Source organism: Pseudomonas sp. SDT291_1_S447 (genome assembly GCF_054070155.1).
In genome coordinates this window covers 28,443-50,475 of sequence record NZ_JBSVXS010000035.1, presented here as the reverse complement: position 1 = coordinate 50,475, position 22,033 = coordinate 28,443, and the positions used below count along the sequence as shown (strand labels likewise).

Here is a 22,033-nt window from a genome sequence, read left to right as displayed (position 1 = left end):
TACAGGGAGAATACATTTCAAATGTAGGAGCTGCCGAAGGCTGCGATCTTTTGATCTTCAGGATTGGATAATGCTCAACCGTTCACCGACGACCATCTCGGTAATCCAGTCCACCAGAATCGAGGTGTACGCCTGCTGCGACACCGGTTCGCTCAACGCATGGTCGGCGCCGTCGATAATCCGGTGCGTCAATGAATGGGTCTGCTGACACGCCGCGCGGTAACTCATGATCGCTGCATGCGGGACGTAATCGTCGGTTTCCGACTCCACCAGCAACACATCCCCGGTGAATTGCGAGCAGGCATGCAATGCCCGATTAGTGTCCGCGCGCACCAGCGTGCTGCGGTAATCACGCAAATCGGCCTTGTCCAGCTCACGCTTGGGTGTGTGCCATTGCTCGTCGCGATACAGTGCCGGCACGCGCAACGCCAGCCAGCGTACCGGACGCAGCGAAGTCAGGATCGCCGCCAGGTAACCGCCATAACTGGTGCCGACCACGGCGATCGCCGAGGTGTCGAGCGCCGGATGCGCGAGCAAGCGGTCATACGCCGCGAGCAAATCACGCAGATTGTCTTCGCGCGTTACACGGGTCAGCGGGATCCCGGTACCGCCGGTGTGCCCGCGCAAATCGAAGGTCAGGCACACGCAACCGAGACCGGCGATGCCTTTGGCGCGCTCAAGGTCGCGCTCCTGACTACCGCCCCAACCGTGCACAAACAATACCCCCGGCACTTTCGATTTGGGACTGAGAAATGTCCCGCTCATCTGTTCATCATCAATGTCGATTTGAATGCTTTCGCTTCTAGCCGTCATAGGATTTGACCGTTACGTATTTAAGGAGAAAATCACTGTTTTCGGCCGGGCCGCGATACACCTCGATGGCGTCCGCTGGCAACGGCTGATCGATGTAGGTTTCTACCGAAGACACGCGGATCGCGCGCATTCCCGGATCGTTGACGAAGCTTTGCAGCGCCGCCACTTCGGCACTGCTGGCGCCGCCCATGCGCCAGGATTGTTCGAGCACGCCGCTACGGGATTTGCCGTTGCTGTCCAGGCCCTGGGCAATGTCGTAATTGCGCCGCGAGGCATAGAAGCGCGGATAGGCTTCATTGGCGGCGCTGTCAAAAATCTGCGCCTGTTCGATGGCCAGGCGCACATCATCCGCCAGATCCAGCGCCAGCAGATCGTCATAGCCGCCCTGCACCACCAACAGGTTCGAGCCGCCGTACACGTCTTCGCCGTGGGCATCCTTGGTCAAGTATTGATCACCGCAGTAGCTCAGCACCTTGTCGCCGATGAATGACTGGCCGACGCTGTGGGTGACGACATCGCTCAAGTCCTGTTCCAGCACCATGCCTTCGCTGAATTGTTTTTCAATGCCGGGGCGGGTAAGGATTTCGTCGAAAGCATCGAGGCTTTTGATCACTTCCTGCCCGCGACCGGCGCAGGCGTGAACCGGCTTCAAGCGGATCGGGCCGCTGTACAGCAAGTGCTCGGCAGCGGGCCGCGCGTCTTCCAGCGCAAAAACGCTTAGGCCATCGAGGACCACGTTACGCACGCGCTCGGAAAATAACGGCGACCAGCCTTGCGGCGCATGAGCCAGATGACTGCGCAAACCGTGACTGATGGCTTTGGTGCAGATGAAGTCATGTTCGACAAAGCCGCCCCACAGATCATCAGGGCCTTTGATGCCGAGTTGATGAGCGCTGGCCGTGCCGACGATGGTTTGCGTCGGTAGCAGATACAGGTCGCGGCCGCGGTGTTTGTCCGGGTCGTAGCTGCCGCCGAACTTGCATCCGAGAATCTGCGTCAGCCATCGTGCCAGCGCCTTGTTGGTCTGTACTTCATGTTGCGGCGCGCCGGCGCGCACCGAGTGGGCGACGACGATTTTCCTGCGGGGTGTCGGGGTCATGCGTTCCCCTTCCATCGGTTCGATGACTGTAGCGATGAGAGGTGCAGAGATCAGGCCAACGGCCGCTCTACGAAAATCCTAGAGCAATCAGAAACTTGCCGAAAACGTACTGGCATCACGCCTGTTTCAATCTGCACGAACGCGTGCAAAACCCCGGCAAATTGCACGATCCCGAACCTTGTGCGGTCTCTTGTAGGAGTGAGCCTGCTCGCGATAGCGGTGGGTCAGTCACCTCACGGTTTTCTGACAGATTGCTATCGCGAGCAGGCTCACTCCTACATTAGATGTTCGTTGCTTTCGGGATCGGGGTCACACCAAACCGCGCCCGATAATCACTCGGCACCAGCCCGGTGATCTTCTTGAATATCGCACGAAACGCCCCCGGATCCTGATAGCCCACCGTCCAGGCAATATGATCAATCGTGCCATTGCTGAACTCGAGCATCTCCCGCGCCTTGCCCACCCGCAGATGCTGGCAGTACTCGGTCGGTTTCAACCCGGTTGCCGCACGAAACCGGCGCAGAAATGTGCGTTCCTCCAGCCCCGCCCGCTCCGCCATCGCAGTCAAGGAAACATCCGTCGCACCGGTGCTTTGCAGCCAGTGCTGCACCTTGAGAATCGCCGCATCGCCATGCCCGAGAATCGGCGCGAAATTACTGCCGCACTCACTGGCGCTGTCACTGTGCTCTATCACCAGAAATCGCGCGGTGCCGGTGGCAATGCTTGGCCCGAGCAACCTGTCGACCAGACGTAATCCCAGTTCCGACCACGCCATCAATCCGGCCGTGGTGATCAGGTCGCCGTCGTCGACAATCGGCGTATCAGCCTTGAGCTTGATCTTCGGGTAACGCTCGGCGAAGGCCTTGGCCGAGGTCCAGTGGGTGGTGGCGCTGCGGCCGTCGAGCAGACCGCTTTCAGCCAACAGCAGCGAGCCTACGCAAACCCCGCCCAGCGTCGCGCCGTTGGCATGCTGAGCGCGTAACCATTGCATCAGGCTGCCCGGTGCTTGCGCCAACGAGAACCCGCCGATCGATGGCGGAATCAGCACCGCCAGCAAAGCGCTGTCGTCACCCGCATGACTGGCGTAAGTGCGCGTTGGCGGATGCTCGCCTTCGACCTGCCAATGACTCACCCGCAACAAAGGCAGTTGCGCAGCCTGATGCTCGGCGGCAATCCGGTTGGCCACCGCAAACAGATCGGTCAGGCCATGTACCGCTGCCATCTGCGCGCCGGGATAGATCAGCACGCCCAGTTCAGCGATGGCAGCCCTTTCTGCGCCCATTGTCAGTTTTCCCCTGTCTATTGTCGGTGCGGCCAATCCTCGAAGCGCTGAACAAAGCCAATACTGAAGCCACTTCCAGCCAACACATCGAGGACACACCCATGGCCAAGCAAGCGCTCATCGTAGTCGATATCCAGAACGACTACTTCCCCCAAGGCAAGTGGCCGCTGGCCGGTGCCGATGCCGCTGCCGACAACGCCGCCCGGCTGATCGCCGCGTTCCGCGAGGCCGGCGATTCGGTAATACACATTCGCCACGAATTCACCTCAGCGGACGCGCCGTTTTTCACCCCGGGTTCGGACGGCGCCAAGTTGCACCCGAAAGTGCTCAATCGCGCCGATGAACCGGTGGTGCTCAAGCACTTCGTCAACTCGTTCCGCGAAACCGAACTGCAAGCGATCCTCGACGCACAAGGCGTCAAGGAACTGGTGGTGGTCGGCAGCATGAGCCACATGTGCGTTGACGGCATTACCCGGGCGGCGGCGGATCTGGGTTACGCCGTCACGGTGATTCACGACGCTTGCGCCAGCCGTGACCTGGAATTCAATGGGCTTACGGTGCCAGCGGCCCACGTCCACGCTGCTTTCATGTCGGCGCTCGGTTTCGCCTACGCCAGCGTGGTATCCACTGATCAATTCCTCACCGCCCAGCACTAAGCAATATTCTGCAAAAACACCAGGCCCGCCTTGCCGCGGGTCTTTTTTCGCCTGTCATAAAAATCTCACGCGTGAGCCATTGATGGCATTTTGAATTGGTTGTAGTGTGGCTCACGCGTGAGATGTCCATAACCGAGCCACTGCCATGAAAAGCCGTTCCCCCACCGCGAAATCAGAGAGCCCCAAGGGGGAGCGCGCGAAACCGTCGGCGAAAAAACCGTCGAGCTTCTATATGAAGCAGATGCGCGCGGGCCTGGCCGCTGCCGGTTATGTGAAACACGAAACTTGGGTGCTTCCCGAAAACCGAAGCTTGCTCAAGCAAATGGAGCAACAGCTACGCCAACCGATTCTGGCTGGCTCTTTCATGTCGGAGAATTACATGAGCGCAGGCAACAACTGGACCATCGATAGCCTCTTCAACGCCCTCAAGGCCCTGGACGAGGTGGCTTCGCAAGAGATCACGCTGTCGCTGATCCAGAGCTCCGAACCCAGCATCAAGCTGGAAATGAACGAATTCGGCGGTCTGCCGATTCACATCGCCCTGGCCGGCCAGCAGATCATCGTCGACACCGTGCTGGTGGACATCGATTCGATCTCGGACGTAGCGGCCTTCAACGACGCCGTGTTGCGCAGCCGGGAAATGTTCCCGCTGTCGTCGATCGGTATCGAGTCGATGCCGAACGGGCAGACCGTTTACAACATGTTTGGCGCCCTCAGCGCCGACTCGAGCCTGACCAACGTCGTCACCGAGGTGAAAACCCTGGTCGACAACGTGCAGCGCGCGAGCGAAGCCTTCGAACACTTCTTCAAGTAATCAACAGGGAATATCCAATGACTCAGTCCATCTGGAGCAAGTTGTTCACCGCACTGCGCGGCGGCGCCAATGAAGTTGGCGAAGCGATCGCTGACCAACAGGCCCTGCGTATCCTCGATCAGGAAATCCGCGACGCCGACAGCGCACTGTCGAACGCACGCCGCGAACTGGTCACCATCATGGCCAAACACAAACTGGCCGCCGACCGCGTGAGCGAGTACGACGCCAAGATCAAGGATCTGGAAGCCAAAGCGGTCTCGGCGCTGAACGCCGGCCGTGAAGACCTGGCGCTGGAAGTGGCCGAAGCGATTTCGACCCTGACCAACGAGCTGGATGTTGAGAAAAAGCAGAGCGACGAATTTGGCACCTACGCCGAAAACATGCGCAAAGACATCAGCAAGGCCGAGTCGCGTATCAAGAGCCTGCGCCAGCAAGTAGACATGGCCAAGGCCCGCGAAAGCGTGCAGAAAGCCCAGGTCAGCGCCTCCATCGCCAGTGGTGGCGCCAATGGCAAACTGGAAACCGCCGTCGGCACGTTGAACCGCTTGCAAGCCAAGCAGCAGCAACGCGCGGCTGAACTCAGCGCTGCGGACGAGCTGGCTGACGCGTCGACCGGCAACGATCTGGAACGCAAACTGCGCGACGCCGGCATCACGCCGAACGAAGGCAGCGCCAATGCGATTCTTGAGCGCCTGAAGCAAAAGTCTGCTCAGTAAGCATTTGCACAAAACCCTTGTAGGAGTGAGCCTGCTCGCGATGAGGCCGGAACATTCAACCTCAGTGTTGTCTGAACCGCCGCCATCGCGAGCAGGCTCACTCCTACATGGTTTGTGGCGTGTTGTTGATCGCGCAGCCCGGTACACTAGCCACGCTTTTTCGCCGACGAACACCTCCACCCGCTTCAAGGAACGTACCCATGGGATGGTTTAAAGACTTGCTGGGCACCAGCAACTGGCAGACCGCTGCGCCAACACCGACCGTTGCCAGTGGCCCACTTGGCATGGCTCAGGGCAAGGCCGTCAGGTTCGATACAACCCTGGCGCTGCTGCTCGATGGCTCGACCACGGTGCGCGTGCCCTTCGATCAGGCGATCTGGAGCCACGGCTGGGTCGACCTCGGCCAGTCCAACAAACTGCACCGCTATTACATGAACGACGAGGATTTTTGGCTACAGATTCACGTTACCGGTGAAGATCAGATCGAATCGGTCACCCTGTTCAATTACCTCAGTTACGTGACCGTCAACAGTGACGCCGAACTGCAGCGCCTCGCCGGCCCCGACAGCCAGATCGGCCTGCCCGCCTACAGCCACGACGGTGTCGAATACACCCGCGAGTGGGGCACCGAACGAGGCCAGACCGAACTCGTGCCGATGACCGAGCAAGTGGTCAATCCGGACGAGAGCTACACCATCGAACATCACTCAATGCTTTATGCGCGCGAGACCGGCCTGACCGATCGCCGCGAATTGCTGCTGTTCTCCGTCGAACAGGACGAAGAAGGCACCGTCAGCCTGAGCACCTCGCTGGGCATTTCGCTGTACACGACAGATCTGAGCACCATTTAAAAAAGGAAGTTTTTCATGCTGGAAATGCTGGCCGTTTCGCTGAACAAAACCGCGCTGGTCGGTTTCGTCGTCTACCTCATCGGCGCCGTACTGCTGTTCATGCTGTTTCAATTCGTCTACACGCGCATCACGCCGCACAAGGAATTCGAGCTGATCCGCTCCGGCAACATCGCCGCCGCCATCGCCCTGTCCGGCGCGATCATCGGCTTCGCGATTCCGGCCAGTAACGTGATCGCGTTTTCGGTCAACGTCCTCGACTTTGTACTGTGGGCAGTGATTGCCGCCGTCGTGCAACTATTCGCGTTCCTCGCCACGGGCCTGGTGCTCAAAGGCACGTCCCAGCGCATCGCCAACGGTGAAATCGCTTCCGGCATCTATGTCGCGGCGGTCGCGATCAGCGTCGGCATGCTCAACGCCGCGTGCATGACACCGTCCAACTGATCGGCAGGAAGCCTTAGATGAAACGCAGCAAATACGTTCAGTTGTCCCTTGCCGCTTCGGTGGCCATGGCCATTTCCGGCCAGGCGACAGCCGCAGATCAACCACGCAGTTTCCAGAATGTGGAACAGTGCGTCGACGCCGAAGTGGCCGCCGATGTCTGCTCCAACGCCTACGTCGCCGCCCTGACCGAACACCGGCGCATCGCCCCGGCGTACGACAACAAGGCCAAATGCGATGCGGACTTTGCCGCTGACTGGTGCCAGAAAAATTCCGACGGCCGCTTTGTGCCGAAACTCGGCGGCTTCAAAGTGCCGCAGGAAGGTGAGCCGGCGCAGAACCTCGACGCCATCGCTGATGCGCAGATGCCCGCCGGTAATGCAACGGCGCAGAATGTGCAAAGCACTTCGCACGTCTCCAGCGGTGGTGGCGGCGGCGGTGGCGGAAATGGCTGGCTGACCGGCTGGCTGATCGGCAACGCGATGAGCAACAACGCCGAACGCACGGTTTACCGCGATCGCGAAACCCGCCAGCCGTACAACACCTCGACGCAGTACCGCAGAGCCGAAACCACGACTCGCAGCCAACCTGATTACGAGAGCAGCAAAAGCAAACCGGTCAACGTGGCGTCTTCGACCTCACGCGGCGGCTTCGGCAGCCAGTCCAGCGCGCGCAGCGGTTGGGGTGGCTGGGGCAGCAGTTCCGGTCGTTCGAGCAGCTGACGATGAAGAAGATCCTCTGCGCCGAGCGCCCCGACTGGAAGCAGACTGCCGAAAGCCTCGGCTTCATGTTCCACACCATCGACGACGAGCCGTACTGGGACGAAAGCGCGTACTACCAGTTCACGCTCGCGCAGATCGAAAACGATCTCGAGGACCCGACCACTGAACTGCACGAGATGTGCATGGACCTGGTCGACCGCGTGGTGCACAGCGAAGAACTGCTGGATCGCCTGAGCATCCCGCCGGCGTACTACGACATGATCCGCACGTCCTGGCTGGAAGGTCATCCGCATCTGTACGGCCGCATGGACTTTTCCTACAGCGGCAACGGCCCGGCAAAGCTGCTGGAGCTCAACTACGACACCCCGACCAGTCTTTACGAAGCGGCGGCGTTCCAGTGGGGCTGGCTGGAACAATGCATCGAGCGCGGCACGCTGCCGCGCCATGCCGACCAGTTCAACAGCATCGACACCCAGTTGCATCGAGCCTTCGCCGAATTACAGCTGAAGCGACCGTTCTACTTTGCCTCGATGAAAGACTCGGTCGAGGACAAGGGCACCACGGATTACCTGCGACTGATCGCCGAGAAGGTCGGCATCGAGTCTCGGCACATCGATATCGAAGACATCGGTTTGACGGCTGAAGGGCGGTTCGTCGACCTGGAGGATCGCTGGATTCCGCACCTGTTCAAGCTGCATGCTTGGGAATTCATCTTCCACGAGCCGTTCGGGGCGGCAATTGCCGAGAGCGATACGCAGTTTTTCGAACCGCCGTGGAAGGCGATCCTGTCGAACAAGGGTGCACTGCCGTTGCTGTGGGAGATGCACAAAGGGCATCCGAATCTGCTGGCGGCGCATCTCGACCCAAATCCGGCCAGCGCGGTGCCCAAGGGTTGGGTACGCAAGCCGTACTTTTCCCGCGAAGGCGCGAACATTGAGTTGCAAACGGCTGACGGTCTGATCGTCAAAGAGGATGGGCCCTACACGGATGCGCCGTTTATCTTGCAGGAATTTGCGCCATTGCCGAAATTTGGTGACAGCTACACGTTGATCGGTTCGTGGGTGATTGGCGATCAGGCAGCGGGGATTGGTGTAAGGGAAGACAACAGCCTGATCACTAAAGATTCGAGCCGGTTTCTGCCGCATCTGATCCTCGACTGAACCACGGATCCTTCCTGTAGGAGCTGCGGCACGCTGCGATCTTTTGACTTTGATTTCAAGATCAAAAGATCGCAGCCTCGTTTCACTCGACAGCTCCTACAGTTGATCGGGGTTAGCGCTGATTTTTTCGCACAAAAAAGGCCCGTCGTTTAAGCGACGGGCCTTTTTATTTGCAGCGGTTACAGCAACAAATCAGAACGGAATATCGTCATCAAAGCTGTCGAAATCCGGAGCCGGTTGCGGTGCGGCCTGTTGTGGAGCCGGGGCCGAACGCTGCTGTGGAGCCGACTGCTGCGGACGCGGCGCCTGCTGGCGTGGGGCCGGAGCGGACTGCTGGTAGTTGTTGCCACCGCCTTGTTGGTCGCCCTGTTGTGGACGGCCGCCGAGCAGTTGCATGGTGCCTTGCATGTCGACCACGATTTCGGTGGTGTAACGCTTGATACCGTCTTTTTCCCACTCACGGGTCTGCAGCTTGCCTTCGATGTACACCTGCGAACCCTTGCGCAGGTATTCGCCGGCGATTTCGGCAACTTTGCCGAACATCGAAACACGGTGCCACTCGGTCTTCTCGACCTTCTGACCGGTTTGCTTGTCGGTCCACTGTTCGCTGGTGGCCAGACTCAGGTTGGTCACGGCGTTACCGTTAGGCAGGTAGCGAACTTCGGGATCCTGGCCGCAAGTGCCGACCAATATGACTTTGTTAACCCCACGGGCCATAACGTTCTCCTAGGCTTCGCAAGCAGCCCCGGCCGGGTTGTTCACCAGGCGTTCGAGGGTGTCGCGATCCACTAATTCTTTGTCCAGTTTGATGTAAACAGCCGCTTCGTCAGCAACTATCACTGCATCGGTTACCCCTACGAGGGCCTTGAGGCGCTCGACCAGACCCGCTTCGCGGATCGCCTCGGGCGACAACGGCAAGCGCAGGCTCGTCACGTAGGGAGGTTCACGCATGGTAACAGCAAAGGCCAACCAAAGTGCAGCCAGCCCGGCACATCCAAGGAACACAACCGACAGACCGCCATGCTGAAACAGCCAGCCGCCGAGTATCCCGCCGAGTGCCGAACCGAGGAACTGGCTGGTGGAATACACGCCCATCGCCGTGCCCTTCCCGCCCGCCGGTGAAACCTTGCTGATCAGCGACGGCAATGAAGCCTCCAGCAGATTGAACGCGGTGAAGAACACCACCGTACCGATCACCAGAGCCCGCAGGCTGTCGCCGAACTGCCAGAAGAATAGCTCAGTCAGCATCAGCGTCATGACGGCGCCGAGCAAAACTCGTTTCATTTTGCGTTTCTTCTCGCCGTAGATGATGAAGGGGATCATGGCGAAGAACGAAATCAGCAGTGCGGTGAGATAGACCCACCAGTGCTGTTCCTTGGGCAAACCGGCTTTTTCCACCAGCGCCAGGGGTAACGCAACGAAGCTGGACATCAACATGGCATGTAACACAAAGATGCCCAGATCAAGGCGCAACAGGTCAGGATGCTTGAGCGTCGGCATCAAGGCCTGACGCGCCACGCCGGACTCGCGGTGAGTCAACGGCCCGGTGGATTTCGGCACCATGAACATCACGATGACGATGCCCACCAGCGCCATGCCGCCGGTGGCGAGAAACAATCCAGAGAGCCCGAAAGCACGGGTCAACAGCGGCCCGACCACCATGGCCACGGCGAACGACAGACCGATGGTCATACCGATCATGGCCATCGCTTTGGTGCGATGTTGTTCGCGGGTCAGGTCGGAAAGCAGCGCCATGACTGCTGCGGAGATCGCCCCGGCGCCTTGCAGGATCCGGCCGGCAATCACGCCCCAGATCGAATCGGCCTGAGACGCCAACACACTGCCGAGAGCAAAGACGATCAGCCCGAGGTAAATCACCGGACGGCGGCCAATGCGGTCCGAAATGACGCCGAACGGAATCTGAAAAATTGCCTGGGTCAGGCCGTACGCGCCGATAGCCAACCCGATCAGGGCCGGGGTCGCGCCTGCCAGATCCATGCCGTAGGTCGCCAGTACCGGCAACACCATGAACATGCCAAGCATACGGAAGGCGAACACCAGGGCCAGACCGCTCGCCGCGCGGGTCTCGCTGCCACTCATGCGTTCGCTGTGGGGATCGTGCATGGAAAAACCTCGTGTGAACCGGCGGCGATTCTACCAGTCCCATCGGAAGACGGGGTAGATCGCGACGCTTTGACGCGTATAGATGAAACTCTCTTCATCCAGGGCAAAAAACCCTTCGTTTGATAGTGTGCATCCATCCAGTATTTGCCCGTATACTCCTACGTTTTCGACGCCCGCCGAGCGAGGCCACTTTGGACAAGATCCTGATACGTGGGGCCCGTACCCACAACCTGAAGAACATCGACCTGACCCTGCCACGGGACAAGCTGATCGTCATCACCGGCCTGTCCGGATCCGGCAAGTCGTCCCTGGCCTTCGATACGTTGTACGCCGAAGGCCAGCGCCGCTATGTCGAATCGCTGTCGGCTTACGCCCGCCAGTTCCTGTCGATGATGGAAAAACCCGACGTCGACACCATCGAAGGCCTGTCGCCAGCGATCTCCATCGAACAGAAGTCGACTTCGCACAACCCGCGCTCCACGGTCGGCACAATTACCGAAATCTACGATTACCTGCGCCTGCTCTATGCACGCGTCGGTACGCCGCGCTGCCCGGATCACGATATTCCGCTGGAAGCGCAGACCGTCAGCCAGATGGTCGACCTGGTGCTGGCGCAGCCGGAAGGCAGCAAACTGATGCTGTTGGCGCCGGTGATCCGCGAGCGTAAAGGTGAACACCTTTCGGTCTTCGAAGAGCTGCGCGCACAAGGTTTCGTTCGCGCCCGGGTCAACGGCCGGATCTGTGAGCTCGACGAACTGCCGAAACTGGATAAACAGAAGAAGCACTCGATCGATGTAATCGTCGACCGTTTCAAGGTACGCGCCGATCTGCAGCAACGTCTGGCCGAGTCTTTCGAGACTGCGCTGAAACTGGCGGACGGCATTGCACTGGTCGCGCCGATGGACGATGAGCCGGGCGAAGAGATGATCTTCTCCGCGCGCTTTGCCTGCCCGATCTGTGGCCATGCGATCAGCGAGCTGGAGCCCAAGCTGTTTTCCTTCAACAACCCGGCCGGCGCCTGCCCGACTTGCGATGGCCTGGGGGTCAAGCAGTTCTTCGACATCAAGCGACTGGTCAACGGTGAGCTGACCTTGGCCGAGGGCGCAATACGTGGCTGGGACCGGCGCAACGTCTATTACTTCCAGATGCTCGGCTCATTGGCCTCGCATTACGGTTTCAGCCTGGAAGTGCCATTCAACGAATTGCCGGCCGATCAGCAGAAATCCATCCTGCACGGCAGCGGCTCGCAGAACGTCGACTTCAAATACCTCAACGACCGTGGCGATATCGTCAAACGCTCGCACCCGTTCGAAGGCATCGTGCCCAACCTGGAGCGTCGCTACCGCGAGACCGAGTCGGCGAGCGTGCGCGAAGAGTTGGCGAAGTTCCTCAGCACTCAGTCCTGCCCGGACTGCCGTGGCACGCGCCTGCGTCGCGAAGCGCGCCACGTGTGGGTTGGCGAGAAGACATTGCCGGCAGTGACCAATCTGCCGATCGGCGATGCTTGCGAATACTTCGGCCAACTGAAGATGACCGGCCGCCGTGGCGAGATCGCGGACAAGATTCTCAAGGAAATCCGTGAGCGTCTGCAGTTTCTCGTTAACGTCGGTCTGGATTATCTGTCGCTGGATCGCAGCGCTGACACCCTTTCCGGTGGTGAAGCACAACGCATTCGTCTGGCCAGCCAGATCGGCGCTGGCCTGGTGGGTGTTTTGTACATCCTCGACGAACCGTCCATTGGCTTGCACCAGCGTGACAATGATCGACTGCTCGGCACGCTCAAGCACCTGCGCGACATCGGTAACACGGTAATCGTGGTCGAGCACGACGAAGATGCGATTCGCTTGGCTGACTATGTCGTCGATATCGGCCCGGGCGCTGGCGTACACGGCGGGCAGATCGTTGCCGAAGGTACGCCGGCTGAAGTCATGGCGCATCCGGATTCCCTGACCGGTAAATACCTGTCAGGCCGAGTGAAGATCGAAGTGCCGGCCAAGCGCACACCGCGCAATAAAAAGCTGACCCTGTCGCTCAAGGGTGCGCGCGGCAACAACTTGCGCAACGTCGACCTGGAAATCCCGATTGGCTTGCTGACGTGCGTCACCGGTGTATCCGGGTCTGGCAAATCGACGCTGATCAACAACACACTGTTCCCGCTGAGCGCCACGGCACTCAATGGCGCGACCACGCTGGAGGCCGCTGCACACGACAGCATCAAAGGCCTGGAACATCTCGACAAAGTCGTCGACATCGACCAGAGCCCGATCGGTCGTACGCCGCGCTCCAACCCAGCGACGTATACCGGGCTTTTCACGCCTATCCGCGAGTTGTTCGCCGGCGTACCTGAGTCACGTTCCCGTGGTTACGGTCCGGGACGTTTCTCGTTCAACGTCAAGGGCGGTCGCTGCGAAGCTTGTCAGGGCGATGGCCTGATCAAGGTTGAGATGCATTTCCTGCCGGACATCTACGTGCCGTGCGATGTGTGCAAGAGCAAGCGCTACAACCGCGAAACCCTTGAAATCAAATACAAGGGCAAGAGCATCCACGAAACCCTCGAGATGACCATCGAGGAAGCCCGGGTGTTCTTCGACGCGGTGCCAGCACTTGCGCGCAAGCTGCAAACACTGATGGATGTCGGTCTGTCGTACATCAAGCTCGGGCAGTCGGCAACGACGCTTTCTGGTGGTGAGGCGCAGCGGGTCAAGTTGTCTCGCGAGCTATCCAAGCGCGATACCGGCAAGACGCTGTACATCCTCGATGAGCCGACCACCGGTTTGCACTTCGCGGATATCCAGCAATTGCTCGACGTGCTGCATCGCCTGCGCGACCACGGCAACACCGTGGTGGTGATCGAGCACAACCTCGATGTGATCAAAACTGCCGACTGGCTGGTAGATCTCGGACCGGAGGGTGGCTCCAAAGGTGGGCAGATCATTGCCACCGGCACGCCGGAGCAGGTGGCCGAGATGAAGCAATCTCACACTGGCCATTACCTCAAGCCATTGCTGATTCGCGATCGGGCTTAAACGCCAGACACGAAAAAGCCCCTGTTACTTCATCAGTGACAGGGGCTTTTTTGTATCGATTGCAATCAGGAAGTGTGAGATTGCAGGTAGTTCTCAAGGCCGATCAGTTTGATCAGGCCCAACTGCTTTTCCAGCCAGTAGGTGTGATCTTCTTCGGTATCGTTGAGCTGAACCCGCAGGATCTCGCGGCTGACATAGTCTTTGTGCTGCTCGCACAGCTCGATGCCTTTGCACAGTGCGGCGCGTACTTTGTACTCAAGGCGCAGATCGGCTTCGAGCATTTCCGGCACAGTGGTGCCGACATCCAGATCATCCGGACGCATGCGCGGCGTGCCTTCGAGCATCAGAATCCGGCGCATCAACGCATCAGCGTGGCCAGCTTCTTCTTCCATCTCGTGGTTGATTCGCTCGTAGAGCTTGGTGAACCCCCAGTCCTCATACATCCGCGAATGAACGAAATATTGATCACGCGCGGCCAGTTCGCCGGTCAGCAACGTGTTGAGGTAATCGATTACGTCTGGGTGGCCTTGCATCGCCCTACATCTCCCTACTTGAAAGTCTGTAGTTTGAACCAACCTGACTGGAAGGTCACCCGCTTCACGCAATAAAAGCGAAGATATTCTGTGAAAAGCAGCCTAAATAACGCAAAAACCGCCCAAATGAGGGCGGTTCTGCTTCTCGTTTAGACTTCGTTAAGCTGTACGTTGAGCAGCTTTGCGATTGCTTCTCCATACGCCGGGTCGGCTTTGTAGAAATGCTGCAACTGACGATCGACCACATCACTGGAAACACCCGACATGGCGCCGGCGATATTGCTGACCAGCAATGCTCTCTGATCGTCGCTCATCAGGCGGAACAGCGCACCGGCGTGGCTGTAGTAATCGGTGTCTTCGCGGTGATCGTAGCGATCGGCAGCACCACTCAAGGCCAGTGCAGGTTCTGCGTAACGCGGAGCTTGTTTCGGCGCTTCGGTGTAGCTGTTCGGTTCGTAGTTAGGCGCGGCACCACCGTTGCTGCCGAACGCCATTGAGCCGTCGCGCTGGTAAGTGTTTACCGGGCTGCGTGGCGCGTTTACCGGCAGTTGCTGGTGATTGGTACCCACGCGGTAGCGGTGAGCGTCAGCGTACGCAAATACGCGGCCCTGTAACATACGATCTGGCGACAGACCAACACCTGGAACCATATTGCTTGGGCCGAATGCCGCTTGCTCGACTTCTGCGAAATAGTTCTGCGGGTTGCGGTTCAGCTCCAACTCACCCACCTCGATCAACGGGAACTCTTTCTGCGACCAGGTTTTGGTGACGTCAAAAGGATTCTCGTAATGTGCCGCCGCCTGAGCTTCGGTCATGACCTGGATGCACACGCGCCATTTCGGGAATTCACCGCGCTCGATCGCCTCGAACAGATCACGCTGGGCGTAATCCGGATCGGTGCCAGCCAACCGTGCAGCATCGGCCGGAGCCAGATTCTTGATGCCTTGTTTGGTCTTGTAGTGCCATTTAACCCAGTGACGCTCACCTTTTGCGCTGATCAGGCTGTAGGTATGGCTGCCGAAGCCGTGCATGTGACGGTAGCCATCAGGAATACCACGATCGGAGAACAGAATGGTGACCTGGTGCAGCGCCTCAGGCGAATGCGACCAGAAGTCCCACATCATCTGCGCGCTTTTCAGGTTGCTTTGCGGCAGGCGCTTTTGGGTGTGGATGAAATCAGGGAATTTCAACGGATCGCGAATGAAGAACACTGGCGTGTTGTTGCCAACGATGTCCCAGTTACCTTCTTCGGTGTAGAACTTCAGCGCGAAACCACGAGGGTCTCGCTCGGTATCCGCCGAACCGCGCTCGCCACCGACAGTGGAGAATCGCAAAAACGTCGGGGTCTGCTTGCCGACAGATTCGAACAGCTTGGCGCTGGTGTACTCGGTTATGTCACGAGTCACGGTAAACGTGCCGTAAGCACCCGAGCCTTTGGCATGTACGCGGCGCTCAGGGATGTTTTCCCGATTGAAGTGGGCGAGCTTCTCGATCAGATGAAAGTCGTCGAGCAGCAGCGGGCCACGTGGGCCGGCGGAGCGAGAATTCTGGTTATCAGCGACAGGTGCGCCACTGGCGGTCGTAAGCGTTTTGATCTGGCTCATACGGTCTTCTTCCTCTGTCAGTCTTGAAACTGCCGGCTAATCGGCTTGCTAGGAAGTATCGATCATCCATGTGACGCCTACAAATTCATTAACTTGCAGACATCGATAGATAATTACTAATTATGTTTCCCAGCACATAGTGCCAACAGAAAGGTGTCAGAAACTTGTACGAACAGCGCATTTTCTTGCAGGCACAAAAAACCGGGCACTAGGCCCGGTTCTTTGTTTCAGACTGACGTCTTACTCGGCGGATACAGCTTCGCCAGCAGTAGCACGATCAACCAACTCGACGTACGCCATAGGCGCGTTGTCGCCAGCGCGGAAACCGCACTTGAGGATGCGCAGGTAGCCACCCTCACGGGTAGCGTAACGCTTGCCCAGATCGTTGAAGAGCTTACCAACGATAGCTTTCGAACGAGTACGGTCGAAAGCCAGACGGCGGTTAGCCAGGCTGTCTGTCTTGGCCAGAGTGATCAGCGGCTCAGCAACGCGACGCAGTTCTTTGGCTTTTGGCAGAGTAGTTTTGATCAGCTCGTGCTCGAACAGCGACACCGCCATGTTTTGGAACATGGCCTTGCGGTGCGAGCTGGTGCGGCTCAGGTGACGACCACTTTTACGATGACGCATGGTTCATTCCTTACCAAACACTACGTTCGGTGATTACGACGATCAGGCAGTCGCCTTGTCGTCCTTCTTAAGACTTGCAGGCGGCCAGTTGTCGAGGCGCATGCCGAGGGACAGACCGCGGGAGGCCAGAACGTCCTTGATTTCAGTCAAGGATTTCTTGCCCAGGTTCGGAGTCTTCAACAGCTCTACTTCGGTACGCTGAATCAGGTCGCCGATGTAGTAGATGTTTTCCGCCTTAAGGCAGTTAGCCGAACGTACAGTCAGTTCCAGATCGTCAACCGGGCGAAGCAGGATCGGATCGATCTCGTCTTCCTGCTCGACAACCACTGGCTCACTGTCACCTTTGAGGTCGACGAACGCAGCCAACTGCTGTTGCAGGATGGTTGCAGCGCGGCGGATAGCCTCTTCAGGATCCAGAGTACCGTTGGTTTCCAGATCAATAACCAGCTTGTCCAGGTTGGTACGCTGCTCGACACGGGCGTTTTCCACCACGTATGCGATACGGCGAACCGGGCTGAACGAAGAGTCAAGCTGCAAGCGACCGATGCTGCGGCTTTCGTCTTCATCGCTCTGACGCGAGTCGGCTGGTTCATAACCACGACCACGAGCTACGGTGAGCTTCATGTTCAGGGCGCCGTTAGACGCCAGGTTAGCGATTACGTGATCGGGATTAACGATCTCGACATCATGATCCAGCTGAATATCGGCAGCGGTAACCACCCCCGAACCCTTCTTCGACAAGGTCAGCGTAACTTCGTCACGACCGTGCAGCTTGATGGCCAGACCTTTAAGGTTCAACAGGATTTCAATTACGTCTTCCTGTACACCTTCGATGGCGCTGTACTCGTGGAGCACACCGTCAATCTCGGCCTCGACTACTGCGCAGCCGGGCATTGAGGACAACAGGATGCGTCGCAGCGCGTTGCCCAGGGTGTGGCCAAAACCACGCTCGAGAGGCTCGAGAGTGATCTTGGCGCGGGTTGGACTGACAACCTGCACATCAATATGGCGGGGTGTCAGGAACTCATTTACCGAAATCTGCATGGATGCACCTATTTTCTAGCCCTTACTTGGAGTAGAGCTCGACAATCAGGCTTTCGTTGATGTCGGCGGACAGATCACTGCGAGCAGGAACGTTCTTGAAAACGCCCGACTTCTTCTCAGTGTCTACTTCTACCCATTCTACGCGGCCACGTTGGGCACACAGATCGAGAGCTTGGACAATGCGAAGTTGGTTTTTTGCTTTCTCGCGAACTGCAACCACGTCACCAGCACGAACCTGATACGACGGAACGTTTACGGTCTGACCGTTAACGCTGATCGACTTGTGCGATACCAGCTGACGGGATTCGGCACGAGTCGAACCAAAGCCCATACGGTATACAACGTTGTCCAGACGGCATTCGAGCAGTTGCAGCAGGTTTTCACCGGTTGCACCTTTCTTGCCAGCAGCTTCTTTGTAGTAGCCGCTGAACTGACGCTCGAGAACGCCGTAGATACGACGGACCTTCTGCTTTTCACGCAGTTGGGTGCCGTAATCGGACTGGCGACCGCGGCGTTGGCCGTGGATACCAGGTGCTGCTTCAATGTTGCACTTCGATTCGATCGCGCGCACGCCGCTCTTCAGGAAGAGATCGGTGCCTTCGCGACGAGCGAGTTTGCATTTTGGACCAATGTAACGAGCCATTCTTTACAATCTCCTGGATTACACGCGGCGCTTCTTCGGCGGACGGCACCCGTTGTGCGGGATTGGCGTCACGTCGGTGATGCTGGCGATCTTATAGCCACAGCCGTTCAATGCACGGACAGCAGACTCACGACCTGGACCTGGACCTTTGACGTTAACGTCGAGGTTTTTCAGGCCATATTCCAGCGCAGCTTGACCAGCACGTTCAGCAGCTACTTGAGCAGCAAACGGGGTGGACTTGCGGGAACCGCGGAAACCCGAACCACCGGAGGTAGCCCAAGAAAGCGCGTTACCTTGACGGTCGGTGATGGTCACGATGGTGTTGTTAAAAGAAGCATGGATGTGGGCGATGCCATCAACCACTGTCTTTTTAACTTTTTTACGAGGACGAGCAGCAGGTTTTGCCATGATTAATTTCCTGTCGATTCGCGTGGGCGATTACTTGCGGATCGGCTTACGCGGACCTTTACGGGTACGCGCGTTAGTCTTGGTACGCTGACCGCGCACTGGAAGACCACGACGATGACGCAGACCACGGTAGCAACCGAGGTCCATCAAACGCTTGATTTTCATGTTGATTTCGCGACGCAGGTCACCTTCAGTGGTGAACTTCGCCACTTCGCCACGCAACTGCTCAATCTGCTCGTCGCTCAGATCTTTGATCTTTGCGGCTGGGTTTACCCCAGTCTCTGCGCAAATTTTCTGCGCAGTAGTGCGACCAACACCATAGATGTAGGTCAGCGAGATAACAGTATGCTTGTTATCTGGAATGTTAACGCCTGCAATACGGGCCATTCAGTGGGACTCCAATTGACAGCTACCTACGCCCCGGAAGCCAAGAAATAGGGCGCGAGATAATATCGCTGTAATAACAAATAATCAACCCGGTAGCGCACTAGCTACCGGGCTTGAAGCACAATCACACTCAGCCTTGGCGCTGTTTGTGACGCGGTTCCGCGCTGCAAATTACTCGAACAACACCTTCGCGGCGAATAATCTTGCAGTTACGGCACAGCTTTTTCACCGATGCACGAACTTTCATCACCAACTCCTCGAACCTTATGGGTACTCAGCGCAACATGCCGCTGCCGTAACCCTTCAGGTTGGCTTTCTTCATCAGGGATTCGTACTGGTGCGAAACGAGGTGCGATTGTACTTGGGACATGAAGTCCATCACAACCACGACCACGATCAGCAACGAGGTCCCGCCAAGGTAGAACGGAACGTTTGCTGCAACCACCAGGAACTGGGGCAACAGGCACACGGCCGTCATGTAAAGAGCACCGAACATGGTCAAGCGAGTCAGAACGCCATCAATATAGCGCGCAGACTGCTCACCTGGACGGATGCCCGGAATAAAGGCACCGGACTTCTTCAGGTTTTCCGCTACGTCTTTCGGATTGAACATCAACGCCGTATAGAAGAAGCAGAAGAAAATAATCCCTGCACTAAACAGCAGAATATTCAACGGCTGACCAGGAGCGATCGACTGCGAGATGTCCTGCAACCAGCCCATACCTTCAGACTGACCGAACCAGGCACCCAACGAAGCCGGGAACAGCAAAATGCTGCTCGCGAAAATAGCCGGAATAACACCGGCCATGTTCACCTTCAACGGCAGGTGGCTAGTCTGCGCAGCAAAAACCTTGCGGCCCTGCTGACGCTTGGCGTAGTGAACAGCAATACGACGCTGACCACGCTCAATGAACACCACGAAACCGATAATCGCTACTGCCAGCAAACCGATGGCAACCAAGGCGAAGATGTTGATATCACCCTGACGCGCAGACTCGAAAGACTGCCCGATTGCTCTCGGAAGACCGGCGACGATACCCGAAAAAATCAACATCGAGATACCGTTGCCTACACCACGCTCAGTAATCTGCTCACCCAGCCACATCATGAACATCGCACCAGCCACAAAAGTGGATACCGCGACGAAATGGAAGCCAAAGTCACCAGTGAACGCAACGCCCTGCCCCGCCAGACCAATGGACATGCCAATAGCCTGAACCAGAGCGAGGACGACGGTGCCGTAGCGGGTGTACTGGCTAATCTTGCGACGGCCAGCTTCACCTTCCTTCTTCAACTGCTCCAGCTGCGGGCTGACGGCTGTCATCAATTGCATGATGATCGAAGCCGAAATGTACGGCATGATCCCCAGTGCAAAGATGCTCATCCGTTCCAGCGCGCCGCCGGAGAACATGTTGAACAAGCTAAGAATGGTCCCCTCATTCTGTCGAAACAGGTCTGCGAGTCGGTCCGGGTTGATACCTGGAACCGGGATGTGTGCGCCTATTCGGTAGACGATAATCGCCAGGAACAGAAAACGCAGACGAGCCCAGAGTTCAGACATACCGCCTTTGCCGAGCGCAGAGAGAGCACCTTGCTTAGCCATTTATTCCTCGAACTTGCCGCCAGCTGCTTCGATAGCCGCACGCGCACCTTTGGTGGCGCCGATTCCCTTGCCGATAGTGACAGCGCGAGTCACTTCACCGGACAGCATGATTTTCACACGCTGTACGTTGACGTTGATCACGTTGGCATCTTTCAGGGACTGCACGGTGACGATGTCGCCTTCCACTTTAGCCAGTTCGGACAGACGCACTTCTGCGCGATCCATGGCTTTCAGGGAAACGAAACCGAACTTCGGCAGGCGACGATGCAGCGGCTGTTGACCGCCTTCAAAGCCTGGAGCAATGGTGCCACCGGAGCGGGAGGTCTGACCTTTGTGACCACGGCCACCAGTCTTACCCAAACCGCTACCGATACCACGGCCCGGACGATGCTTTTCGCGACGGGAACCCGGCGCTGGACTCAGATCATTGAGTTTCATCGATTAACCCTCGACACGCAGCATGTAGTAAGCCTTGTTGATCATCCCGCGATTCTCGGGAGTATCCTGGACTTCTACAGTGTGACCGATGCGACGCAGACCCAGACCCTTAACGCACAGTTTGTGGTTAGGGATGCGGCCGGTCATGCTTTTGATCAGCGTTACTTTAACGGTAGCCATGATCAGAAGATCTCCTTGACGCTTTTGCCACGCTTGGCGGCAATGGATTCAGGAGACTGCATAGCTTTCAAACCTTTGAAAGTGGCGTGAACCACGTTTACCGGGTTAGTCGAGCCGTAGCACTTGGCCAGAACGTTCTGAACGCCAGCAACTTCGAGGACAGCACGCATAGCGCCGCCAGCGATGATACCGGTACCTTCAGAAGCAGGCTGCATGTACACCTTCGAAGCGCCGTGAGCGGACTTCATTGCGTACTGCAGAGTGGTGCCGTTCAGATCAACTTGGATCATGTTGCGGCGAGCAGCTTCCATTGCCTTCTGGATCGCAGCAGGCACTTCACGCGACTTGCCACGGCCGAAGCCAACACGCCCTTTACCATCACCAACCACGGTCAACGCGGTGAAAGTGAAGATACGGCCGCCTTTAACGGTTTTGGCTACGCGGTTAACTTGAACCAGCTTCTCAATGTAGCCTTCGTCGCGCTTTTGGTCGTTATTTGACATAACTTAGAACTCCAGCCCAGCTTCACGAGCAGCATCAGCCAGCGCTTTAACGCGGCCGTGGTACTTGAAGCCAGAGCGGTCGAAAGCCACTTGCGAGACGCCAGCGGCCTTAGCACGCGTAGCGACCAGCTGGCCAACCTTTGTGGCCGCGTCGATGTTGCCAGTGGCGCCATCACGCAGTTCTTTATCCAAAGTCGAGGCGCTTGCCAGGACTTTGTTGCCGTCGGCCGAGATGACCTGGGCGTAGATGTGCTGCGACGAGCGGAACACGCAGAGACGCACGACTTCGAGTTCGTGCATTTTCAGGCGTGCTTTGCGAGCGCGACGCAGTCGAGTAACTTTTTTGTCGGTCATTTGCTATG

26 protein-coding genes are annotated in these 22,033 nt (G+C 57.8%); 8 read left to right on the top strand and 18 right to left on the bottom strand.

Going from position 1 to position 22,033, the window contains the following annotated elements:
• Positions 1 to 57 precede the first annotated feature (57 nt).
• The 3 genes from ACW9IR_RS14140 to ACW9IR_RS14130 form a co-directional block, all read right to left on the bottom strand.
• The gene (locus ACW9IR_RS14140; RefSeq protein ID WP_102901724.1) at positions 58 to 813 is read right to left on the bottom strand and encodes an alpha/beta hydrolase family protein; all 756 of its coding nucleotides are present in this window, start codon (positions 811 to 813) and stop codon (positions 58 to 60) included.
• Positions 803 to 1,912, bottom strand: coding sequence for a DUF3182 family protein (locus tag ACW9IR_RS14135; protein WP_457463727.1), 1,110 nt, complete (start codon positions 1,910 to 1,912; stop codon positions 803 to 805). The genes ACW9IR_RS14140 and ACW9IR_RS14135 overlap by 11 nt, the downstream gene beginning before the upstream one ends.
• A 280-nt stretch (positions 1,913 to 2,192) precedes the next feature.
• Complete coding sequence (locus ACW9IR_RS14130) at positions 2,193 to 3,194, bottom strand: GlxA family transcriptional regulator (protein ID WP_457463725.1); 1,002 nt, start codon at positions 3,192 to 3,194, stop codon at positions 2,193 to 2,195.
• A 101-nt stretch (positions 3,195 to 3,295) separates the two neighbouring features.
• Here ACW9IR_RS14130 and ACW9IR_RS14125 point away from each other — a divergent pair, with 101 nt between their 5' ends.
• The 7 genes from ACW9IR_RS14125 (at position 3,296) to ACW9IR_RS14095 (ending at position 8,551) form a co-directional block, all read left to right on the top strand.
• Positions 3,296 to 3,850, top strand: coding sequence for a cysteine hydrolase family protein (locus ACW9IR_RS14125; RefSeq protein WP_102901727.1), 555 nt, complete (start codon positions 3,296 to 3,298; stop codon positions 3,848 to 3,850).
• A gap of 145 nt (positions 3,851 to 3,995) precedes the next feature.
• Positions 3,996 to 4,664, top strand: a complete 669-nt coding sequence (locus ACW9IR_RS14120) for a YjfI family protein (RefSeq protein ID WP_095122196.1) — start codon at positions 3,996 to 3,998, stop codon at positions 4,662 to 4,664.
• 17 nt (positions 4,665 to 4,681) lie between these two features.
• Entirely contained in the window at positions 4,682 to 5,380 is a 699-nt protein-coding gene (locus tag ACW9IR_RS14115; RefSeq protein ID WP_038362095.1) for a PspA/IM30 family protein, read from the top strand.
• Positions 5,381 to 5,580: 200 nt separating this feature from the next.
• Positions 5,581 to 6,231 carry a DUF2491 family protein gene (locus ACW9IR_RS14110; RefSeq protein WP_102901729.1) on the top strand — a complete coding sequence of 217 codons (651 nt, stop codon included), beginning with the start codon at positions 5,581 to 5,583 and terminating at the stop codon, positions 6,229 to 6,231.
• Between the two features lie 15 nt (positions 6,232 to 6,246).
• The gene (locus ACW9IR_RS14105) at positions 6,247 to 6,672 is read left to right on the top strand and encodes a DUF350 domain-containing protein (protein ID WP_095122202.1); all 426 of its coding nucleotides are present in this window, start codon (positions 6,247 to 6,249) and stop codon (positions 6,670 to 6,672) included.
• Between the two features lie 17 nt (positions 6,673 to 6,689).
• Positions 6,690 to 7,391: a DUF1190 domain-containing protein gene (locus ACW9IR_RS14100; RefSeq protein ID WP_186614156.1), complete on the top strand. Its 702-nt coding sequence runs from the start codon at positions 6,690 to 6,692 to the stop codon at positions 7,389 to 7,391.
• Between the two features lie 2 nt (positions 7,392 to 7,393).
• Positions 7,394 to 8,551 (top strand): glutathionylspermidine synthase family protein, encoded by a 1,158-nt coding sequence (locus tag ACW9IR_RS14095; protein WP_457463721.1) that lies wholly within the window; start codon positions 7,394 to 7,396, stop codon positions 8,549 to 8,551.
• A gap of 192 nt (positions 8,552 to 8,743) precedes the next feature.
• Here ACW9IR_RS14095 and ACW9IR_RS14090 read toward each other — a convergent pair whose 3' ends face one another.
• Both ACW9IR_RS14090 and ACW9IR_RS14085 read right to left on the bottom strand, forming a co-directional pair.
• On the bottom strand, positions 8,744 to 9,268 hold the full coding sequence (locus ACW9IR_RS14090) for a single-stranded DNA-binding protein (RefSeq protein WP_008081898.1): 525 nt from the start codon (positions 9,266 to 9,268) through the stop codon (positions 8,744 to 8,746).
• A gap of 9 nt (positions 9,269 to 9,277) precedes the next feature.
• Complete coding sequence (locus ACW9IR_RS14085; protein WP_102901732.1) at positions 9,278 to 10,675, bottom strand: MFS transporter; 1,398 nt, start codon at positions 10,673 to 10,675, stop codon at positions 9,278 to 9,280.
• 191 nt (positions 10,676 to 10,866) lie between these two features.
• On the opposite strand from ACW9IR_RS14085, the gene uvrA reads away from it, so the two are divergent.
• Positions 10,867 to 13,701 carry an excinuclease ABC subunit UvrA gene (uvrA, locus tag ACW9IR_RS14080; protein ID WP_457463719.1) on the top strand — a complete coding sequence of 945 codons (2,835 nt, stop codon included), beginning with the start codon at positions 10,867 to 10,869 and terminating at the stop codon, positions 13,699 to 13,701.
• A gap of 65 nt (positions 13,702 to 13,766) precedes the next feature.
• On the opposite strand, the gene bfr is transcribed toward uvrA, so the two are convergent.
• From bfr to rplR, 13 genes are all read right to left on the bottom strand, one after another.
• Positions 13,767 to 14,234: a bacterioferritin gene (gene bfr / locus ACW9IR_RS14075; protein WP_007918444.1), complete on the bottom strand. Its 468-nt coding sequence runs from the start codon at positions 14,232 to 14,234 to the stop codon at positions 13,767 to 13,769.
• 149 nt (positions 14,235 to 14,383) lie between these two features.
• On the bottom strand, positions 14,384 to 15,838 hold the full coding sequence (locus tag ACW9IR_RS14070) for a catalase (protein WP_102901734.1): 1,455 nt from the start codon (positions 15,836 to 15,838) through the stop codon (positions 14,384 to 14,386).
• 240 nt (positions 15,839 to 16,078) lie between these two features.
• Complete coding sequence (gene rplQ, locus ACW9IR_RS14065; RefSeq protein ID WP_003176402.1) at positions 16,079 to 16,465, bottom strand: 50S ribosomal protein L17; 387 nt, start codon at positions 16,463 to 16,465, stop codon at positions 16,079 to 16,081.
• 42 nt (positions 16,466 to 16,507) lie between these two features.
• On the bottom strand, positions 16,508 to 17,509 hold the full coding sequence (locus ACW9IR_RS14060; RefSeq protein ID WP_003186012.1) for a DNA-directed RNA polymerase subunit alpha: 1,002 nt from the start codon (positions 17,507 to 17,509) through the stop codon (positions 16,508 to 16,510).
• 22 nt (positions 17,510 to 17,531) lie between these two features.
• A complete protein-coding gene (gene rpsD / locus ACW9IR_RS14055) occupies positions 17,532 to 18,152 on the bottom strand; it encodes a 30S ribosomal protein S4 (protein ID WP_003176404.1) in 621 nt (206 codons plus the stop codon).
• Positions 18,153 to 18,170: 18 nt separating this feature from the next.
• On the bottom strand, positions 18,171 to 18,560 hold the full coding sequence (gene rpsK / locus ACW9IR_RS14050) for a 30S ribosomal protein S11 (protein WP_002555466.1): 390 nt from the start codon (positions 18,558 to 18,560) through the stop codon (positions 18,171 to 18,173).
• Between the two features lie 30 nt (positions 18,561 to 18,590).
• Positions 18,591 to 18,947 (bottom strand): 30S ribosomal protein S13, encoded by a 357-nt coding sequence (rpsM, locus tag ACW9IR_RS14045; RefSeq protein WP_009045849.1) that lies wholly within the window; start codon positions 18,945 to 18,947, stop codon positions 18,591 to 18,593.
• Between the two features lie 130 nt (positions 18,948 to 19,077).
• Positions 19,078 to 19,194, bottom strand: coding sequence for a 50S ribosomal protein L36 (gene rpmJ / locus ACW9IR_RS14040; protein WP_002555468.1), 117 nt, complete (start codon positions 19,192 to 19,194; stop codon positions 19,078 to 19,080).
• 27 nt (positions 19,195 to 19,221) lie between these two features.
• Positions 19,222 to 20,550, bottom strand: a complete 1,329-nt coding sequence (gene secY, locus ACW9IR_RS14035; protein WP_003228718.1) for a preprotein translocase subunit SecY — start codon at positions 20,548 to 20,550, stop codon at positions 19,222 to 19,224.
• Positions 20,551 to 20,988 (bottom strand): 50S ribosomal protein L15, encoded by a 438-nt coding sequence (gene rplO, locus ACW9IR_RS14030; RefSeq protein WP_003228720.1) that lies wholly within the window; start codon positions 20,986 to 20,988, stop codon positions 20,551 to 20,553.
• Between the two features lie 3 nt (positions 20,989 to 20,991).
• Complete coding sequence (gene rpmD, locus ACW9IR_RS14025) at positions 20,992 to 21,168, bottom strand: 50S ribosomal protein L30 (protein WP_003176408.1); 177 nt, start codon at positions 21,166 to 21,168, stop codon at positions 20,992 to 20,994.
• A gap of 2 nt (positions 21,169 to 21,170) precedes the next feature.
• Positions 21,171 to 21,671: a 30S ribosomal protein S5 gene (gene rpsE / locus ACW9IR_RS14020; RefSeq protein ID WP_003186035.1), complete on the bottom strand. Its 501-nt coding sequence runs from the start codon at positions 21,669 to 21,671 to the stop codon at positions 21,171 to 21,173.
• 3 nt (positions 21,672 to 21,674) lie between these two features.
• Complete coding sequence (rplR, locus tag ACW9IR_RS14015) at positions 21,675 to 22,025, bottom strand: 50S ribosomal protein L18 (RefSeq protein ID WP_003186037.1); 351 nt, start codon at positions 22,023 to 22,025, stop codon at positions 21,675 to 21,677.
• Between the last annotated feature and the right edge of the window lie 8 nt (positions 22,026 to 22,033).

Bases quoted from the DNA above. Each gene is read 5' to 3' on its own strand.
- rplR (WP_003186037.1), bottom strand. From the start codon at position 22,025: ATGACCGACAAAAAAGTTACTCGACTGCGTCGCGCTCGCAAAGCACGC.
- rplQ (WP_003176402.1), bottom strand. From the start codon at position 16,465: ATGCGTCATCGTAAAAGTGGTCGTCACCTGAGCCGCACCAGCTCGCAC.
- ACW9IR_RS14135 (WP_457463727.1), bottom strand. From the start codon at position 1,912: ATGACCCCGACACCCCGCAGGAAAATCGTCGTCGCCCACTCGGTGCGC.
- ACW9IR_RS14060 (WP_003186012.1), bottom strand. From the start codon at position 17,509: ATGCAGATTTCGGTAAATGAGTTCCTGACACCCCGCCATATTGATGTG.
- bfr (WP_007918444.1), bottom strand. From the start codon at position 14,234: ATGCAAGGCCACCCAGACGTAATCGATTACCTCAACACGTTGCTGACC.
- ACW9IR_RS14090 (WP_008081898.1), bottom strand. From the start codon at position 9,268: ATGGCCCGTGGGGTTAACAAAGTCATATTGGTCGGCACTTGCGGCCAG.
- ACW9IR_RS14125 (WP_102901727.1), top strand. From the start codon at position 3,296: ATGGCCAAGCAAGCGCTCATCGTAGTCGATATCCAGAACGACTACTTC.
- ACW9IR_RS14085 (WP_102901732.1), bottom strand. From the start codon at position 10,675: ATGCACGATCCCCACAGCGAACGCATGAGTGGCAGCGAGACCCGCGCG.
- ACW9IR_RS14110 (WP_102901729.1), top strand. From the start codon at position 5,581: ATGGGATGGTTTAAAGACTTGCTGGGCACCAGCAACTGGCAGACCGCT.
- ACW9IR_RS14105 (WP_095122202.1), top strand. From the start codon at position 6,247: ATGCTGGAAATGCTGGCCGTTTCGCTGAACAAAACCGCGCTGGTCGGT.
- rpsD (WP_003176404.1), bottom strand. From the start codon at position 18,152: ATGGCTCGTTACATTGGTCCAAAATGCAAACTCGCTCGTCGCGAAGGC.
- rpmD (WP_003176408.1), bottom strand. From the start codon at position 21,168: ATGGCTACCGTTAAAGTAACGCTGATCAAAAGCATGACCGGCCGCATC.
- rpsE (WP_003186035.1), bottom strand. From the start codon at position 21,671: ATGTCAAATAACGACCAAAAGCGCGACGAAGGCTACATTGAGAAGCTG.
- rplO (WP_003228720.1), bottom strand. From the start codon at position 20,988: ATGAAACTCAATGATCTGAGTCCAGCGCCGGGTTCCCGTCGCGAAAAG.
- ACW9IR_RS14070 (WP_102901734.1), bottom strand. From the start codon at position 15,838: ATGAGCCAGATCAAAACGCTTACGACCGCCAGTGGCGCACCTGTCGCT.
- ACW9IR_RS14120 (WP_095122196.1), top strand. From the start codon at position 3,996: ATGAAAAGCCGTTCCCCCACCGCGAAATCAGAGAGCCCCAAGGGGGAG.
- rpmJ (WP_002555468.1), bottom strand. From the start codon at position 19,194: ATGAAAGTTCGTGCATCGGTGAAAAAGCTGTGCCGTAACTGCAAGATT.
- ACW9IR_RS14140 (WP_102901724.1), bottom strand. From the start codon at position 813: ATGACGGCTAGAAGCGAAAGCATTCAAATCGACATTGATGATGAACAG.
- ACW9IR_RS14115 (WP_038362095.1), top strand. From the start codon at position 4,682: ATGACTCAGTCCATCTGGAGCAAGTTGTTCACCGCACTGCGCGGCGGC.
- rpsM (WP_009045849.1), bottom strand. From the start codon at position 18,947: ATGGCCCGTATTGCAGGCGTTAACATTCCAGATAACAAGCATACTGTT.
- ACW9IR_RS14100 (WP_186614156.1), top strand. From the start codon at position 6,690: ATGAAACGCAGCAAATACGTTCAGTTGTCCCTTGCCGCTTCGGTGGCC.
- secY (WP_003228718.1), bottom strand. From the start codon at position 20,550: ATGGCTAAGCAAGGTGCTCTCTCTGCGCTCGGCAAAGGCGGTATGTCT.
- ACW9IR_RS14130 (WP_457463725.1), bottom strand. From the start codon at position 3,194: ATGGGCGCAGAAAGGGCTGCCATCGCTGAACTGGGCGTGCTGATCTAT.
- ACW9IR_RS14095 (WP_457463721.1), top strand. From the start codon at position 7,394: ATGAAGAAGATCCTCTGCGCCGAGCGCCCCGACTGGAAGCAGACTGCC.
- rpsK (WP_002555466.1), bottom strand. From the start codon at position 18,560: ATGGCAAAACCTGCTGCTCGTCCTCGTAAAAAAGTTAAAAAGACAGTG.